This window comes from Enterobacter cloacae complex sp. 2021EL-01169 (assembly GCF_020733125.1).
Classification (GTDB): Bacteria; Pseudomonadota; Gammaproteobacteria; order Enterobacterales; family Enterobacteriaceae; genus Enterobacter; species Enterobacter roggenkampii.
Map to the genome: position 1 here is coordinate 291,459 of NZ_JAJFTC010000002.1, position 17,272 is coordinate 308,730.

The following is a 17,272-nucleotide window of genomic DNA, read 5'->3' on the forward strand; positions in this document are numbered from 1 at the left end:
TTATTGTGTACATCCCGCAGTCAAAATGCCAGCCCGATCGGCTGGCATTTTTATTTTCGGGTTATTCCCGAGCCAGCGCATCCACCGGATCCAGCCGCGCCGCGTTGCGGGCGGGCAACCAGCCAAACAAAATGCCGGTAAAGGTTGAACACAAGAATGCGGTAATAATGGCCACCGGCGAGAAGCCAATCTCCCAGCCGGGTAAAAAGAGCTGGAGCGCGAAGGCGATCATCATCGAGAGCGCAATCCCCATCGCACCGCCGACCAGACACACCAGCACGGCTTCAATCAAAAACTGCTGCAGCACGTCGCTGGCTCTGGCCCCGACCGCCATGCGGATGCCAATCTCCCGGGTTCGCTCGGTTACCGACACCAGCATGATGTTCATCACCCCGATACCGCCGACGACCAGCGAAATCACCGCCACCAGCGTGAGGAACAGCTGAAGAGTACGTGTGGTCTTTTCCGCCGTTTTCAAGAGGCCGTCCATATTCCAGGTGAAGAAATCCTTCTTCCCGTGGCGCAGGGTGAGCAGCCGCTCAAGCTGCTGCTCGGCCAGCGCGCTGTCGTAGCCCTCCTTCACGCGCACGGTGATGGAATTGAGCCAGGACTGGCCCATAATCCGCCCGGAGATGGTGGTGTACGGCAGCCAGACGCGCAGGATCTTGCTGCTGCCAAACATCGACTGCTTCTCTTCCGCCACGCCGATGACCGTCGCAGGCATGTTGCCGACCAGGATCACTTCGCCCACCACGTTGGCTTTATTGGGGAAGAGCTGCCTGCGCGAGTTTGCGTCCAGCACCACTACCTGCGCCCTGCCCGCCAGCTGTTCGGCGTTAAAGGTGGCGCCTTCGCTAAAGGTCATACCGTAGACGTTGAAATAATCCCCGCTGACGCCGTTCGCGCTGGCCGCCACGTCAACATTGCCCACGCGCAGGCGCAGGTTTTGCGACACCGCAGGCGTGGCGGAGTTGACCCACGGCTGCTTCTGAATGGCCGCCAGATCGTCGTATTTCAGCGCCTGCTGATACTGCGGCTCGTCGTCACCAAAGTCTTTGCCGGGATAGACGTCAATGGTGTTGGTCCCGATTGCGCGGATATCGGCCAGCACCAGCTGCTTGGCCGCATCGCCCACCACCACAATCGACACCACCGAGGCGATACCGATGATGATGCCGAGCATCGTCAGCAAGGTACGCATTTTATTGGCCGCCATCGCCAGCCAGGCCATGGTCGATGCTTCACGAAAGCCGCTGGAAAATTGCCCCCATCCGGTTGATGCCGGAAGCACTTCTTTCGGCGCCGCAGCCCTGGACTCACGCGGCGGCGGGTTGCTGACCAGCTCGCCGTCGTGGATCTCAATGATTCGCTCCGCCTGCGCCGCCACCTGCGGATCGTGGGTCACGATAATGACCGTATGCCCCTGATCGCGAAGCTGGTGCAGGATCGCCATCACCTCTTCGCCGGAATGGCTGTCGAGCGCGCCGGTTGGCTCATCCGCGAGGATCACCTGCCCACCGTTCATCAGGGCTCGGGCAATACTCACGCGCTGCTGCTGGCCGCCGGACAGCTGCGAGGGCTGATACTCCACCCGCTCCGCCAGCCCCAGGCGCGTCAGCAGCATCTGCGCGCGCTCGAGGCGTTTTTTCCGCTCGACGCCCGCATAGACCGCCGGTACTTCTACGTTCTGCGCGGCATTGAGGTGAGAAAGCAAATGGTAACGCTGGAAGATAAAGCCGAAGTGCTCCCGACGCAGCTTCGCCAGCGCGTCGCCGTCCAGCGTTGAGACGTCCGTCCCGGCCACGCGGTACGTACCGCTGGTTGGTTTATCCAGGCAGCCGAGAATGTTCATCAGCGTCGATTTACCGGAGCCAGATGCCCCGACAATCGCCACCATCTCGCCCGCCTCCACGCGCAGGGAGATGCCTTTTAGCACCTCCACCGGGCCATCACCCGACGGATAGCTGCGGCGAATGTCTTTCAGCTCAAGCAATGCCGTCATTTCGCGGCTCCGGGCAGGCTTTCGCTGATGACAACCTCCTCACCCTCTTCCAGCCCTTTCACCACCACCACGTCGGTGTCGTTGCGCGCGCCAATCACCACTTCGCGCTCGCGCGTTTCGCCGTTGCGCAGCACTTTCACTTTATAGCGGCTATCACCGGCGGACTCACCCAGCGCGGAGAGGGGAATGGTCAGCACGTTCTTCACGCCGGTCAGCTGGATATGCACCTGCGCGGTCATGTCGAGACGCAGCACGCCCTGCGGGTTCGGCACTTCAAAACGGGCATAGTAGAAGATGGCGTCGTTAACCTTTTCCGGCGTCGGCAGAATGTCTTTCAGCACGCCTTCGTAGCGCGTCTGCGGATCGCCCAGCACCGTAAACCAGGCATTCTGCCCCGGTCTGAGATGGATAACGTCCGCCTCCGAGACCTGAGCTTTGACCAGCATGGTGCTCATGTCCGCCAGCGTCAGAATGTTGGGCGCCTGCTGCGCGGCAATCACCGTCTGCCCCTGCAGCGTGGTAATTTGCGTCACTTCCCCGGCCATCGGCGCAACGATTTTGGTGTAGTCGAGGTTGGTTTTCGCCGTATCCAGCGAGGCCTGGTTGCGTTTGATTTGCGCGTCAATCGTGCCAATCTGCGCCTGCTTCACCGCCAGTTCCGTGGTGGCCGTATCTAAATCCTGCTTCGAGATCGCCTGGGTTTTGGCCAGCGCCTGCTGACGGGTCAGCGTCACCTGGGCCAGGTTACGCTCTGCCTGCGCCTGCGCACGCTGCGCGCGCAGCTCCATCAGCGTGGCTTCCACCTCGCGGATCTGGTTCTCGGCCTGTTCAGGATCGATCACGCCGAGCAGCTGGCCTTTTTTAACCTTATCGCCAATCTCAACCGACAGCGTTTTCAGCTGACCGCTGACCTGCGCGCCGACGTCAACCTTGCGCAGGGCATCAAGCTTGCCCGTCGCGAGGACGTTTTGTTGCAGTTCGCCAGGACGAACAATCAGCGTCTGATACTGCGGCACCGGCGCATTCAGCACCTGCCATAGCCAGTACCCACCGGCCAACACCACGACCGCCAGCAGCAGAAACAGCGTTCTGCGTTTTCCCTTGAGGTTCATAAATATTCCAAATAAATGTTCTGGCAATGATAAATGCTGATTCTATCTAAACGACTCCTCAACGAAACCCCTGTTCTCCGAAATCGTCACAATTTGTTTACGAGACGTTGAACGTTCGCCTGCTGAAATGGAGATCTTCATCAAGAAGCAGGATCTAACATGTCTTCCATCGTCGATACACCTTTTTCAAACCTGCCACAGCCTGCATCGGGTTGGCAGCTCTTCAGTCATCTGGCTTCCGGTAAGCTCACGCCAGGGCTGGCGTGGCAAAACCCCGCCTATCGACGTAAATTCATGCTACGTTCGCTGGCGACGCCTGTAAGTACCGCTCGCCTGTTGACGAGCCTTGCAAAACAGCCGAGCCTGATGCAAATGCTGCAGGTGCAGCCAGGACTGCCGTGCCGTCTGCATCGCCCCTGGCTGACGGTGAATATGGATCGCCAGCAGGCCCTTGAGTCCCTTAACTGGCACTATCAAACGATGAGCCGCCATATGCCGGCATCGCTGCTCTCGGGCTATCTGTCGAAAAAGGGCTTCACGCTGCTCACCTTAACCGGTAAAGATGAAGAGCAATTTACCGTCCGCCTGTGCGCCGATGCGTTTCTGGATAAAGAAGGGGAAGCAACCCTCGCCTTCTGCGACCACCAGAATACGGTGCTGGCCGAGATGACCTTCACCCTGTGCCAGTTTGAGGGAAAATCGACGCTGTTTATCGGCGGCCTGCAGGGCGCAAAAGCCCACGTTCCCCATGAGCTGATCCAGGGTGCGACGAAGGCCTGCCATGGTCTGTTCCCGAAACGTCTGCTGGTCGAAGCCGCCATGACTCTCGGCACCGCCTTCCCGGTAGAACAGATTGTCGCCGTCAGTAACGACACCCATATTTATCGCAGCTGGCGCTACCGCAAGAAAAAAGAGGGGAAACTGTTGGCCGATTACGACAGTTTCTGGATCTCCATCGGCGGTGAAAAGCAGGATAGCGGCAACTTCATGCTGCCACTCGTCATGCCGCGTAAACCGATGGAAGAGATCGCGAGCAAAAAACGCTCCGAATATCGCCGCCGCTACGCGCTGCTGGACAGCCTGATTCAGCAGGTGAAACAGGCGACTCAACGTTAATCCGCTCTCCCGCGTGCCAGCCACAACACGCGGGAAAACATCTTCCGCAGCAGGGTCGGCACCGCCTCCACGCCCCGTCTCCCCGCTTCCGTCGCCACTTCAATGGCTAAATCCGGTTTTGAAGAACGATGAATAGCTTTGGCGATCACGCGCCGCATGTTCATCGGGACATCGACCGGCACCATGGCAATTCGGTGGAATACGTCGTCGAACCCCTGACGATACATAAAGTGCTCCATGTCCATCGCGGGCAGCATGGTTAAATGGTCGCGCTCTTCCTCGCGCTCGTTATTCAGCAGGCTGCGTACGGTCGAGGCATATTTTTTGCCCGCCTCATCACCGTCGACCAGAACGTGCCACTCGATCCCCATCCGGCGGGCAAATTTTATCAGCGGCTTGAGTCCCGACTGGGCGAATTCAATCACCTTAATGCCTTCCGCATCAAAATGGTGGCCGCACTGGCGCGCCAGTTCGTTGATGACCCAGGTTTCCGTCTCTCCTTCCACCAGCAGCCAGCAGCGGGCAAAGAGCGACGACGCGCGGTTAAAGCGAATATGAAACGCGATGCGCCGCCCGTCTTCCGCGTTCAATCCACCCGGACCTAACCGGTAGGCGGAGACGCGGGAAGATTCACGCACCAGACGACAGACGTGCTCGACCGGCGTCAGCGATAATAATTCGCCGGAATTGGTGGTCGTAACGCGCTGGAGCGGCAGCAGATTCAGCAGATGCCATGCCACGGAGAGCATGATGGGATGCAGGCGCGTTTCCGGGTCTTCCACCAGCAGCAGCGGCCGGGCGTCCCGGTCAAGACGCACGGTGCCTTTGGCCTGCAGAAGCGTTGAAAACAGCCCCAGCAAAATCACCCGATGGGTACGACCGCCGGGCCGGTCGATCATCCGGTTAATGATATCGAGGTAGCGCCAGCTGCGCTGTTCGTCATGAGAGCGGCGGCGCATGAGGCGGTGGCGCGACTCCGACGTTCCCTGCTCGGAAAAATAGTGCTCCAGCAGCTGTACCATTGCGGACAACCCCTGACGAATTTGACCGTCGGTCAGATTCTGCGGACGCGACACCAGCTCTCTCGCCAGAAAATCCAGCTCGCGGGCGGTGACTTCCACTTCCGGCATATTCGGTACGGTACCGTTACGGATGCGCCGCATAAAACGCGCGTCGCGCAGGCGCAGCACCGGCGTCAGGCGGATCAGGTGGCGGGCAAGATCGTCGATATTGTCCAGCGGGATCGGGCTGGCCTTCTCATCAAGAAAATCACGCAGGGTCAACACGCCCTCGTTTTCCGCCATCTCCCCTTCCAGCCGGTAGAATATCCGGTGGAAACCGTCATCGCACGGTACCCAGCAGGGTGACAGCGGGCGGAAGCGACGCACCCGATGGCGCCCGGGTTCGGATTCGCGGAACGTCAGGATGATATGCAGGTGCTTCTCGCGCCCCGTCACGTCGCCGGGGGGGAACCAGAAATCGTCGCGAACGAAGTGATACAGATCGTCTTCGGGCGAAAGCAGTAACGTCAGCGCATCCAGCAGGCTGGACTTACCCCAGGCGTTCTCGCCGATCAGGACGTTGTTCTGTTCCAGCTGCAGCGACAGGCGGTTAATACCGCGAAACCCGACAATTTCCACACGTTCGAGAAGCATAAATCCCCCGCGCAATGTTCACTTTTTCCTTTAAGTTATCAGCAGTATAGCGGGAGGCGCCCTGTCACGACAGCACAACATTCACCCTGACGAGAATTGGTCTATGCTCTATTTACCGCTGATTTGAACAAGGATTGACATCACATTGCCTTAAATCAAATTAATCGAATTTATTTAAGTGGCGAAGGGGTGTTATTGGTTTCTAAAATACGGACTCTTTGAGTCGTCATCCCTTTATGGCGATATATCCCGCGCGCGGTAAAGCGTGCGGAAAATTATTTGAGGTGGTTGTGTTTAGAAAATTGGCAGCAGAATGCTTTGGTACATTCTGGCTGGTATTTGGTGGCTGCGGTAGCGCCGTTCTGGCAGCAGCATTCCCGGAATTAGGTATCGGTTTTGTCGGCGTCGCGCTGGCATTTGGTTTAACCGTATTAACCATGGCCTTTGCCGTGGGGCATATTTCCGGCGGTCATTTTAACCCGGCAGTGACATTAGGTTTATGGGCCGGCGGTCGTTTTCCGGCGAAAGAGGTAATTGGTTATATTGTCGCTCAGGTGGTGGGCGGTATTATCGCAGCGGGCGTTCTGTACGTCATTGCCAGCGGTAAAGCTGGCTTCGACGCGGCGGCCAGCGGCTTCGCCTCTAACGGCTTCGGCGAGCATTCTCCGGGCGGTTATTCCATGCTGTCTGCCATCGTGATTGAAATTGTGCTGACCGCAGGTTTCCTGCTGGTGATCCACGGCGCAACCGACAAACACGCGCCAGCCGGTTTCGCGCCGATTGCCATTGGTCTGGCACTGACGCTTATCCACCTGATCTCCATTCCGGTTACCAACACCTCCGTTAACCCGGCACGCAGCACCGCTGTCGCCATCTTCCAGGGCGGCTGGGCGCTTGAGCAGCTCTGGCTGTTCTGGGTGATGCCGATTATCGGCGGTATCCTGGGTGGCGTGCTGTACCGCACGCTGCTGGAAAAACGCGATTAATTGCGCGCGGTGTCGGGTGGCGCTAACGCTTACCCGACCCACATGAGTGTGCACTTGTAGGCCGGGTAAGGCGCAGCCGCCACCCGGCTTTTTTATTGCCGCTTTACTGAACAGTCTTTATTGGGTAGTGTCTCTGGCGCTCAACAGATACTCAAAAGGACCGGCTGTTCATGTTTTCAGGACTCCTCATTATTCTGCTGCCCCTGATTGTGGGCTATCTCATCCCGCTGCACAGAGAATCCGCATTACGGCTTATCAACCGTTTTCTCAGCTGGATTGTTTACGTCATTCTTTTCTTTATGGGGATCAGCCTGGCCTTCCTGGATAATCTGGCGACGAATCTGCTTTCCATCCTGCATTATTCTGTGGTCACCGTGGTGGTTATTTTGCTGTGTAATATCGCCGCATTATTCTGGCTTGAGCGCACCGTTCCGTGGAAAAACCATCATCATCAGGAAAAACTGCCTTCCCGAATTGCGATGGCGCTGGAATCATTAAAACTGTGCGGCGTCGTGGTGCTCGGTTTTCTTCTTGGGCTGACCGGCTGGGCATTTTTACAGCACGCGACAGAGGCCAGTGAATATACGCTAATTTTCCTGCTGTTCCTGATCGGTATCCAGCTGCGAAATAATGGCATGACGCTGAAGCAAATTGTTTTAAACCGTCGGGGAATGATGGTTGCGGTCATTGTGGTCGCCAGTTCCATTGTGGCGGGCGTGATTAATGCTTTTATTCTCGACCTGCCGCTGAAAACCGGCCTCGCGATGGCGTCAGGCTTTGGCTGGTATTCCCTCTCCGGTATCCTGCTGACCGAATCCTTTGGCCCGGTCATCGGCAGCGCCGCCTTCTTTAACGATCTGGCGCGCGAGCTGCTCGCCATTATGCTGATCCCGGGGCTGGTTCGCCGCAGCCGCTCTACCGCGCTGGGCCTGTGCGGCGCGACGTCGATGGACTTTACCCTGCCAGTATTGCAACGCTCTGGTGGACTGGAGATGGTGCCCGCCGCCATCGTTCACGGCTTTATTTTAAGCCTGCTGGTTCCGGTTCTGATGGCCGTCTTCTCGGCCTGATACCTCTTTGGCGGTAGGGTGCCTGCCGCCAAAATTGCGCTAAATCAATCTCCCTCTATTTTGTAGCAGAAAGCCCTTTTCTCCGTTCTGGCACAGGCATAACCTTAAACATGTATATCAAATATAACTTTAACAGGTGTGATTATGTTTTGTGTGCAATGTGAACAAACCATCCGTACCCCCGCAGGCAATGGCTGCTCTTACGCACAGGGTATGTGCGGCAAAACCGCAGAAACATCTGACCTGCAGGACCTGCTGATTGCCGCCCTGCAAGGCCTTTCCGCATGGGCGTGCAAAGCCCGCGAATACGGCATTGTCGACCATTACGTCGACAGCTTCGCCCCGCGCGCCTTCTTCTCCACGCTAACCAACGTTAACTTCGACTCTCCGCGCATTGTTGGCTATGCCCGCGAAGCCATTGCCCTGCGTGAAGCGCTGAAGGCGCAGTGCCTGAAGGCGGATGCCAGCGCCCGCGTGGAAAACCCGATGTCTGACCTTCAGCTGGTGAGCGACGATCTCGGCGATCTGCAGCGTCAGGCGGCCGAATTCACCCCAAATAAAGACAAAGCAGCGATTGGCGACAACATTCTCGGCCTGCGCCTGCTGTGCCTGTACGGCCTGAAAGGCGCTGCGGCCTATATGGAACACGCGCACGTGCTCGGTCAGTACGATAACGACATCTACGCCCAGTATCATAAAATCATGGCGTGGCTGGGCACCTGGCCTGCCGATATGAACGCGCTGCTGGAATGCTCAATGGAAATCGGCCAGATGAACTTCCGCGTGATGAGCATTCTGGACGCGGGTGAAACCGGCACCTACGGCCACCCGACGCCGACGCAGGTCAACGTCAAAGCGACCGAGGGCAAATGCATCCTGATCTCCGGTCATGACCTGAAAGATCTCTACAACCTGCTGAAGCAAACCGAAGGCACCGGCGTTAACGTCTATACCCACGGTGAAATGCTGCCAGCGCACGGCTATCCGGAGCTGCGTAAATTCAAGCACCTGATCGGTAACTACGGCAGCGGCTGGCAGAACCAGCAGGTGGAATTTGCCCGCTTCCCTGGTCCTATCGTAATGACCTCTAACTGCATCATCGACCCGACCGTGGGCGCGTATGACGACCGCATCTGGACCCGCAGCATCGTCGGCTGGCCGGGCGTGAGCCATCTTGAAGGTGACGATTTCGGACCGGTGATAGCGCAAGCGCAGCAGATGGCAGGCTTCCCGTACAGTGAGATCCCGCATCTGATCACCGTCGGCTTCGGTCGTGAAACCCTGCTCGGCGCCGCTGACTCGCTGATCGATCTCGTCAGCCGCGAAAAGCTGCGCCACATCTTCCTCGTCGGCGGCTGCGACGGCGCGCGCGGCGAGCGTAACTACTTTACCGATTTCGCCACCCGCGTGCCGGAAGACTGCCTGATCCTGACCCTGGCGTGCGGTAAATACCGTTTCAACAAGCTGGACTTCGGCGACATCGAAGGCCTGCCGCGCCTGATCGATGCGGGCCAGTGTAACGATGCTTACTCGGCCATTATTCTGGCGGTCACGCTGGCGGAAAAACTGGGCTGCGGCGTAAACGATCTGCCGCTCTCGCTGGTGCTCTCCTGGTTTGAGCAGAAAGCGATTGTCATCCTGCTGACCCTGCTCTCTCTGGGCGTGACCAACATCGTGACCGGCCCGACAGCGCCAGGCTTCCTGACGCCGGACCTGCTGGCCGTGCTGAACGAGAAATTCGGCCTGCGTTCCGTGACCAACGTTGAAGATGATATGAAGCAGCTGTTGAGCGCGTAAGGAGTAATTTATGACCATGCCAACCTCACAATGTCCGTGGCGGATGCAGGTGCATCACATCCATCAGGAGACGCCGGATGTGTGGACGCTGTCGCTGCTGTGCCACGACTACTATCCGTACCGAGCCGGTCAGTATGCGCTGGTTAGCGTTCGCCATTCGGCAGACACCCTGCGCGCCTACACCCTCTCCTCCACGCCGGGCGTGAGTGAATACATCACGCTCACCGTCCGCCGCATTGATGACGGCGCGGGCTCGCAGTGGCTGACCCGTGACGTGAAGCGCGGGGATTATATCTGGCTCTCCGACGCGCAGGGTGAATTCACCTGTGACGACAAAGCGGACGATAAATTCCTGCTGCTGGCGGCGGGCTGTGGCGTAACGCCGATTATGTCGATGCGCCGCTGGCTGGCAAAAAACCGCCCGCAGGCCGACGTGCAGGTGATCTTCAGCGTGCGCTCTCCGGACGATGTCATTTTTGCCGAGGAGTGGCGTGATTATCCGGTGACGCTGGTGGCTGAGCACAACGCGACGCACGGTTTTGTGCCCGGTCGCCTGAGCCGCGAGCTGCTGCAAAGCGTGCCGGATATCGCGAACCGCACCGTGATGACCTGCGGCCCGGCGCCGTACATGGCTATCGTGGAAGAAGAAGTGAAAGCGCTCGGCGTGACCCGTTTCTTCAAAGAGCAGTTCTTCACGCCGGTGGCGGAAGCGGCAACCAGCGGGATTCAGTTCACCAAACTGCAGCCTGCGCAGACCTTCTTTGGCCGCGTGGGCACGACGCTGCTGGAGGCGCTGGAAAGCAACAACGTGCCGGTGGCGGCGGCCTGCCGTGCCGGGGTGTGCGGCTGCTGTAAAACAAAGGTGGTTTCCGGGGAGTACGCCGTCACCAGCACCATGACGCTGTCCGACGCGGAGATTGCCGAGGGTTACGTGCTGGCGTGCTCGTGCCATCCGCAGGGGGATTTGGTCCTCGCATAAGCAATAAACGTTCGTTCGTAGGCCCGGTAAGCGTCAGCGCCACCGGGCTTTTTTGCCGGGTGGCACTGCGTTTACCCGGCCTACGTTGTGCCTACTGCGTGTTCGGCATTGGACCCTAACCACCGACGCTTACCCGGCTGAAGTGCTTTCTAAGCTGCCTGTACGGCAGTGAACTTTTCCCTCCGGCTACAAAAGACGGGAAACGCTTTTCTAAGCTGCCTGTACGGCAGTGAACTTGAACGGTGGTTACTTTCTTGTAACAGCAGCTTTTCTAAGCTGCCTGTACGGCAGTGAACCTGCGCAAGCAGGAAGTTCAACGGCTGTCGCATTTCTAAGCTGCCTGTACGGCAGTGAACTGGAACAATCTACACCTATCTTCTTGTGATATAAAGAAATCCCTCTAAAACTCTCCGTAAACCCTTTTTTCATCACCAACAATTCACCGTTGTGAAATCAACAACTTAAAACTTACCAATAAAAAAGGGTCCATAGACCCCTTCCCTCGGAACAGATTCCAACCCCTACCGCCACGCGGGCGTTTTCCCCAGCGCAAACCGCCCTGCCCCTAAAAACGCCACTGCCAGCGAGCCGATAAAGAAGTACACCAGGCTTTCAATCGCCCATGCCCCGACCTTGTCGAGCGCGAATGTCTCATCCAATCCCACCATCAGCCACGCCACGATCATCGTTAACGCCAGCACCAGCGCGGCCGGGCGCGTAAAGAGCCCGACAATAATCAGGATCGGCGCCACCACTTCGCCAATCAACACGCCGTAGGCAATAAACCCCGGCAGCCCTTTCTCCACCAGCATGCCGCTGATAAAGCCCACCCCACCAAACAGCTTATGCAAACCGTGAAAGAGCATCAGCCCACCGACGGCAAGTCGTAACAAGAGTTTGCCAAGATCGTCGCACGATAGCTTTTCATTAACAGCAATTAACAATGATTTAACCATTTGAAATGATTCCTGTTTTCACTGAGATATGACCAGATTATGCCGAAGCGTTGCGCGTGAAAAGCACCTTTTAATTGGGGGGATGTGACGGGCAATACGGAGACTTTCTTCTAAGCTTGTAAGCGTTATCACAAAAAGGAGACGGACAACCATGAAACAAACCGTGGCTGCATATATAGCGAAAACGCTCGAACAGGCTGGCGTAAAACGTATCTGGGGCGTCACCGGCGATTCCCTGAACGGACTCAGCGACAGCCTCAACAAGATGAAGACCATCGAATGGATGCCGACCCGCCATGAAGAGGTTGCCGCGTTCGCCGCAGGTGCTGAAGCGCAGCTTACGGGTGAGCTGGCCGTCTGCGCCGGATCCTGCGGGCCGGGTAACCTGCATCTGATCAACGGCCTCTTCGACTGCCACCGCAATCACGTGCCGGTGCTGGCGATTGCCGCCCACATCCCCTCGTCCGAAATCGGCAGCGGTTATTTTCAGGAGACGCATCCGCAGGAGCTGTTCCGTGAATGCAGCCACTATTGCGAACTGGTTTCATCCCCGGAGCAGATCCCGCAGGTTCTGGCGATCGCCATGCGCAAGGCCGTGCTGAATCGCGGCGTGTCCGTGGTCGTTATCCCGGGCGACGTGGCGCTCAAGGCCGCGCCGGAAGGAGCCAGCACCCACTGGTATCACGCGCCGCAGCCGGTGGTGACCCCAGCCGAGGAGGAGCTGAAAAAGCTGGCGCAGCTGCTGCGTTACGCCAGCAATATCGCCCTAATGTGCGGCAGCGGCTGTGCGGGCGCGCATAAAGAGCTGCTGGAATTTTCCGGAAAGCTGAAAGCCCCGATCGTCCACGCCCTGCGCGGCAAAGAGCACGTCGAATACGACAACCCTTACGATGTGGGGATGACCGGTCTGATCGGTTTTTCCAGTGGCTTCCACACCATGATGAACGCCGACACGCTGATCCTGCTCGGCACCCAGTTCCCGTACCGCGCGTTTTACCCGACGGATGCCAAAATCATTCAGATTGATATCAACCCGGCCAGCATCGGCGCGCACAGCAAGGTCGATATGGCGCTGGTGGGCGACATCAAATCCACCCTTGCCGCCCTGCTGCCGCTGCTGGAAGAGAAAACCGATCGCAAGTTCCTCGATAAAGCGCTAAGCGACTATCGCGATGCCCGCAAGGGTCTGGACGATCTCGCCAAACCGAGCGACAAAGCCATTCACCCGCAGTATCTGGCGCAGCAGATCAGCCATTTCGCGGACGAAGACGCCATTTTCACCTGCGACGTAGGCACGCCAACCGTCTGGGCGGCACGCTACCTGAAAATGAACGGCAAACGCCGACTGCTCGGCTCGTTCAACCACGGCTCGATGGCTAACGCCATGCCGCAGGCGCTGGGCGCAAAAGCGACAGCGCCGGAGCGTCAGGTGGTGGCGATGTGCGGCGACGGCGGGTTCAGCATGCTGATGGGTGATTTCCTGTCGGTGGTGCAGATGAAGCTTCCGCTGAAAATCGTGGTCTTTAACAACAGCGTGCTGGGCTTCGTGGCGATGGAGATGAAGGCCGGAGGCTATCTGACGGACGGCACCGAGCTGCACGACACCAACTTTGCCCGCATCGCCGAGGCCTGCGGCATCACCGGCATCCGCGTGGAGAGAGCCTCTGAGGTGGATGAAGCCCTGCAGCGCGCCTTCTCCATCGACGGGCCGGTGCTGGTGGATGTGGTCGTCGCCAAAGAGGAGCTGGCGATCCCGCCGCAGATCAAGCTTGAGCAGGCCAAGGGCTTTAGCCTGTACATGCTGCGCGCCATCATCAGCGGGCGCGGTGACGAGGTGATCGAACTGGCAAAAACCAACTGGCTCAGGTAAAACATCTGGCATCGCCTTTTTAAATATAAGGACATGCCATGATTGATTTACGCAGTGATACCGTTACCCGCCCGAGTCGCGCCATGCTCGAAGAGATGATGGCCGCCCCGGTCGGGGACGACGTCTACGGCGATGACCCGACGGTCAACGAGCTGCAGCGCTATGCCGCAGAGCTGAGCGGAAAAGAGGCCGCCCTGTTCCTGCCCACCGGCACGCAGGCCAACCTGGTGGCGCTGCTCAGCCACTGCGAGCGCGGTGAAGAGTATATCGTCGGCCAGGGCGCGCATAACTATCTCTACGAAGCGGGCGGTGCCGCGGTGCTCGGCAGCATTCAGCCGCAGCCGATTGACGCTGCGCCGGACGGCACCCTGCCCCTTGATAAAGTCGCAGCGAAAATCAAAGCCGATGATATTCATTTTGCCCGCACCCGGCTGCTCAGCCTCGAAAACACCCACAACGGCAAGGTCCTGCCGCGCGAATACCTGAAGACGGCGTGGGAGTTTACCCGCGAGCGCGGGCTCGGCCTGCACGTGGACGGCGCGCGCATCTTCAACGCCGTGGTGGAATACGGCTGCGCGCTGAAAGAGATTACGCAATATTGCGACTCGTTCACCATCTGCCTCTCTAAAGGGCTGGGCACCCCAGTGGGTTCCCTGCTGGTGGGCAATGCGGACTACATCAAGCGTGCCAACCGCTGGCGTAAAATGACCGGCGGCGGCATGCGTCAGGCGGGTATTCTGGCGGCAGCCGGGCTGTATGCCCTGAAAAACAACGTGGCGCGCCTGAAGGACGATCACGACAACGCCGCGTGGATGGCGGCGCAGCTGCGTGAAATTGGCGCCGACGTGATGCGCCACGACACCAACATGCTGTTCGTCCGCGTGGGCGATGACCACGCCGCTGCGCTTGGCGAATTTATGAAATCACGCGGCGTGCTGATCAACGCCTCACCTGTGGTGCGTCTGGTCATGCATCTCGACGTCAACCGCGAGCAGCTGGCCGACGTGGTGAAACACTGGCAGGCGTTTTTACAGCGATAAGGAGCATCACGTGCCGCAACGCATTCTGGTGCTCGGCGCCAGCGGGTATATCGGTCAGCATCTCACCGCGGCGTTAAGCCAGCAGGGGCACCAGGTGCTGGCTGCGGCACGCAACACGGAGCGCCTGCAGAAGCTCAGTTTGCCGGGCGTCACCTGCCACAGCGTTGATCTCAACTGGCCGAAGGAACTTCCCGCGCTGCTGGACGGGGTCGACACGCTTTACTATCTGGTCCACAGCATGGGCGAAGGCGGCGACTTTATTGCCCACGAGCGTCAGGTGGCGATGAACGTCCGCGATGCGCTGCTGCAAACGCCGGTAAAACAGGTGATTTTTTTAAGCTCGCTCCAGGCGCCCGAACATGAGCAGTCCGATCATCTGCGCGCCCGCCAGCTGACGGCTGACACCCTGCGCGGCGCCGCTATTCCCGTCACCGAACTGCGGGCCGGGATTATCGTCGGCGCGGGCTCCGCCGCCTTCGAAGTGATGCGCGATATGGTCTACAACCTGCCGGTGCTCACGCCGCCGCGCTGGGTTCGTTCGCGCACCACGCCGATTGCGCTGGAGAACCTGCTGCATTATCTGGTGGCCCTGCTGGATCACCCGGCGGAGCAACACCGCGAGCTGGAGGCCGCCGGGCCTGAAGTGCTGAGCTATCAGGAGCAGTTCGAACATTTCATGCGCGTCAGCGGCCGCCGCCGCTGGCTGATCCCCATCCCCTTCCCGACCCGCTGGATTTCGGTGTGGTTTTTGAATGTGATCACCTCCGTGCCGCCGACGACCGCCAAAGCGCTGATCCAGGGGCTGAAACACGATCTGCTGGCGGACGATCGCGAGCTGCGGGCGCTCATTCCCCAGGATTTGATCCGCTTTGACGATGCCGTGCGCAATACGCTGAAAGAGGAAGAGCAACTGGTGAACTCCAGCGACTGGGGCTACGACGCGCAGGCCTTTGCCCGCTGGCGGCCCGAGTATGGCTATTACCCGAAACAGGCGGGCTGCACGGTGAAAACCCACGCCAGTCTGGCCGCGCTGTGGGAGGTGGTGAACCAGATTGGCGGCAAAGAGCGCTACTTCTTTGGCAATATTCTCTGGCAAACGCGCGGCGCGATGGATCTGCTGGTAGGCCACCGGCTGGCGAAAGGCCGCCCGGCACGCCCGTATCTTGAGGTGGGCGACGCGGTCGACAGCTGGAAGGTGATCATCGTCGAACCGGAAAAACAGCTGGCGCTGTTGTTCGGCATGAAAGCCCCGGGGCTGGGCCGACTCAGCTTTACCCTGAAAGACAAAGGCGATCATCGTGAACTGGACGTGCGCGCCTGGTGGCATCCGCACGGAATGCCGGGTCTGTTCTACTGGCTGTTGATGATCCCTGCCCACCTGTTTATCTTCCGGGGAATGGCGAAACGCATTGCGCAACGGGCAGAACAAAAGACGGAAAAGATCTAAATAAAACTCTCTTTCTTTCACCTTTCCCATTGCATAGCGCCGTAATTCACGAAAGAATGCGCACGAAATTCTTTTCAACACAGTGGATAGCTATGAAGGTACTGGTTACCGGGGCGACCAGCGGCTTAGGCCGAAATGCGGTCGAATTTCTGCGCAACAAGGGCATCAGCGTCAGGGCTACCGGTCGCAACGAAGCGATGGGTAAGCTGCTGCAAAAAATGGGCGCAGAGTTCGTCCATGCCGACCTGACGGAGCTGGTCTCCTCGCAGGCGAAGGTGATGCTCGCCGGTATCGACACGCTATGGCACTGCTCCAGTTTTACCTCCCCGTGGGGGACCCAGGAAGCCTTCGATCTCGCCAACGTGCGGGCCACCCGCCGTCTGGGGGAATGGGCCGTTGCCTGGGGCGTGCGTAACTTTATTCATATCTCCTCCCCGTCACTCTATTTCGACTATCACCACCACCGTGACGTGCAGGAAGATTTCCGCCCTGCTCGCTTTGCATGCGAGTTCGCCCGCAGCAAGGCGGCCAGCGAAGAGGTCATCGACCTGCTGGCGCAGTCAAACCCGCACACCCGCTTTACGGTCCTGCGTCCGCAGAGCCTGTTCGGGCCGCACGATAAGGTATTTATTCCGCGTCTGGCGCAGATGATGCACCATTACGGCAGCGTGCTGCTGCCGCGCGGCGGCGATGCCCTTGTGGATATGACCTACTACGAAAACGCCGTTCACGCCATGTGGCTGGCCAGCCAGCCGGACTGCGATAAGCTGATCTCCGGTCGCGCCTACAACATCACTAACGGCGAACCCTGCACGCTGCGCAGCATTGTGCAGCGGCTGATCGACGAGCTGCAGATCAACTGCCGTATCCGTTCCGTGCCCTACCCAATGCTGGATATGATTGCCCGCAGCATGGAGCGCTTTGGCAGTAAAACAGCCAAAGAGCCTGCGCTGACGCATTACGGCGTCTCTAAACTCAACTTTGACTTCACGCTGGATATTTCGCGGGCGGAGAATGAGCTGGGGTATAAACCGATTGTGACGCTGGATGAAGGGATTATGCGCACGGCGGCGTGGCTGCGGGATCACGGGAAGCTGCATCGCTAGCCTTTTTGCCCGGTGGCGGCTTCGCCTTACCGGGCCTACAACGGCTCCGTACTGACCCCTCGCCCCTTAGCCTCATGTAGGCCGGGTAAGCGCAGCGCCACCCGGTAAAAGACAGAGGGTGCAAATACGAAAACGG

13 protein-coding genes are annotated in these 17,272 nt (G+C 58.7%); 9 read left to right on the plus strand and 4 right to left on the minus strand.

Annotated features, from left to right (window positions below):
• Positions 1-61: 61 nt before the first annotated feature.
• Both macB and macA read right to left on the minus strand, forming a co-directional pair.
• Positions 62-2,002 carry a macrolide ABC transporter ATP-binding protein/permease MacB gene (gene macB / locus LLF79_RS07790; RefSeq protein WP_227879346.1) on the minus strand — a complete coding sequence of 647 codons (1,941 nt, stop codon included), beginning with the start codon at positions 2,000-2,002 and terminating at the stop codon, positions 62-64.
• Entirely contained in the window at positions 1,999-3,114 is a 1,116-nt protein-coding gene (gene macA / locus LLF79_RS07795; RefSeq protein ID WP_023327007.1) for a macrolide transporter subunit MacA, read from the minus strand. Before macA ends, macB begins: the two co-directional genes overlap by 4 nt.
• Before the next feature lie 159 nt (positions 3,115-3,273).
• On the opposite strand from macA, the gene LLF79_RS07800 reads away from it, so the two are divergent.
• On the plus strand, positions 3,274-4,230 hold the full coding sequence (locus tag LLF79_RS07800; protein ID WP_023343674.1) for a VirK/YbjX family protein: 957 nt from the start codon (positions 3,274-3,276) through the stop codon (positions 4,228-4,230).
• Here the strand turns inward: LLF79_RS07800 and LLF79_RS07805 are convergent.
• Positions 4,227-5,885, minus strand: a complete 1,659-nt coding sequence (locus LLF79_RS07805; protein ID WP_008499997.1) for an ATP-dependent endonuclease — start codon at positions 5,883-5,885, stop codon at positions 4,227-4,229. The genes LLF79_RS07800 and LLF79_RS07805 overlap by 4 nt on opposite strands.
• Positions 5,886-6,175: 290 nt before the next feature.
• Between LLF79_RS07805 and aqpZ the strand changes: the two genes are divergently transcribed.
• From aqpZ to hcr, 4 genes are all read left to right on the plus strand, one after another.
• The gene (gene aqpZ, locus LLF79_RS07810; protein ID WP_008499998.1) at positions 6,176-6,871 is read left to right on the plus strand and encodes an aquaporin Z; all 696 of its coding nucleotides are present in this window, start codon (positions 6,176-6,178) and stop codon (positions 6,869-6,871) included.
• 170 nt (positions 6,872-7,041) lie between these two features.
• Positions 7,042-7,941, plus strand: coding sequence for a lysine exporter LysO family protein (locus LLF79_RS07815; protein ID WP_227879347.1), 900 nt, complete (start codon positions 7,042-7,044; stop codon positions 7,939-7,941).
• 144 nt (positions 7,942-8,085) lie between these two features.
• The gene (gene hcp, locus LLF79_RS07820; protein WP_227879348.1) at positions 8,086-9,738 is read left to right on the plus strand and encodes a hydroxylamine reductase; all 1,653 of its coding nucleotides are present in this window, start codon (positions 8,086-8,088) and stop codon (positions 9,736-9,738) included.
• A gap of 10 nt (positions 9,739-9,748) precedes the next feature.
• Complete coding sequence (gene hcr / locus LLF79_RS07825; RefSeq protein ID WP_123922660.1) at positions 9,749-10,717, plus strand: NADH oxidoreductase; 969 nt, start codon at positions 9,749-9,751, stop codon at positions 10,715-10,717.
• Between the two features lie 521 nt (positions 10,718-11,238).
• Here the strand turns inward: hcr and LLF79_RS07830 are convergent.
• Positions 11,239-11,673, minus strand: a complete 435-nt coding sequence (locus LLF79_RS07830) for a DoxX family protein (protein ID WP_069598054.1) — start codon at positions 11,671-11,673, stop codon at positions 11,239-11,241.
• 151 nt (positions 11,674-11,824) lie between these two features.
• Between LLF79_RS07830 and poxB the strand changes: the two genes are divergently transcribed.
• From poxB to LLF79_RS07850, 4 genes are all read left to right on the plus strand, one after another.
• Positions 11,825-13,543, plus strand: a complete 1,719-nt coding sequence (poxB, locus tag LLF79_RS07835) for a ubiquinone-dependent pyruvate dehydrogenase (RefSeq protein ID WP_227879349.1) — start codon at positions 11,825-11,827, stop codon at positions 13,541-13,543.
• A 38-nt stretch (positions 13,544-13,581) separates the two neighbouring features.
• On the plus strand, positions 13,582-14,583 hold the full coding sequence (gene ltaE, locus LLF79_RS07840) for a low-specificity L-threonine aldolase (protein WP_227879350.1): 1,002 nt from the start codon (positions 13,582-13,584) through the stop codon (positions 14,581-14,583).
• Between the two features lie 10 nt (positions 14,584-14,593).
• Positions 14,594-16,030 (plus strand): SDR family oxidoreductase, encoded by a 1,437-nt coding sequence (locus tag LLF79_RS07845; protein ID WP_122008501.1) that lies wholly within the window; start codon positions 14,594-14,596, stop codon positions 16,028-16,030.
• A 92-nt stretch (positions 16,031-16,122) separates the two neighbouring features.
• Complete coding sequence (locus LLF79_RS07850) at positions 16,123-17,136, plus strand: NAD(P)-dependent oxidoreductase (RefSeq protein WP_227879351.1); 1,014 nt, start codon at positions 16,123-16,125, stop codon at positions 17,134-17,136.
• Positions 17,137-17,272: the final 136 nt, after the last annotated feature.

Coding starts and splice junctions, on each gene's coding strand:
- macB (WP_227879346.1), bottom strand. CDS start 2,002: ATGACGGCATTGCTTGAGCTGAAAGACATTCGCCGCAGCTATCCGTCG.
- macA (WP_023327007.1), bottom strand. CDS start 3,114: ATGAACCTCAAGGGAAAACGCAGAACGCTGTTTCTGCTGCTGGCGGTC.
- LLF79_RS07800 (WP_023343674.1), top strand. CDS start 3,274: ATGTCTTCCATCGTCGATACACCTTTTTCAAACCTGCCACAGCCTGCA.
- LLF79_RS07805 (WP_008499997.1), bottom strand. CDS start 5,885: ATGCTTCTCGAACGTGTGGAAATTGTCGGGTTTCGCGGTATTAACCGC.
- LLF79_RS07815 (WP_227879347.1), top strand. CDS start 7,042: ATGTTTTCAGGACTCCTCATTATTCTGCTGCCCCTGATTGTGGGCTAT.
- hcp (WP_227879348.1), top strand. CDS start 8,086: ATGTTTTGTGTGCAATGTGAACAAACCATCCGTACCCCCGCAGGCAAT.
- hcr (WP_123922660.1), top strand. CDS start 9,749: ATGACCATGCCAACCTCACAATGTCCGTGGCGGATGCAGGTGCATCAC.
- LLF79_RS07830 (WP_069598054.1), bottom strand. CDS start 11,673: ATGGTTAAATCATTGTTAATTGCTGTTAATGAAAAGCTATCGTGCGAC.
- poxB (WP_227879349.1), top strand. CDS start 11,825: ATGAAACAAACCGTGGCTGCATATATAGCGAAAACGCTCGAACAGGCT.
- ltaE (WP_227879350.1), top strand. CDS start 13,582: ATGATTGATTTACGCAGTGATACCGTTACCCGCCCGAGTCGCGCCATG.
- LLF79_RS07850 (WP_227879351.1), top strand. CDS start 16,123: ATGAAGGTACTGGTTACCGGGGCGACCAGCGGCTTAGGCCGAAATGCG.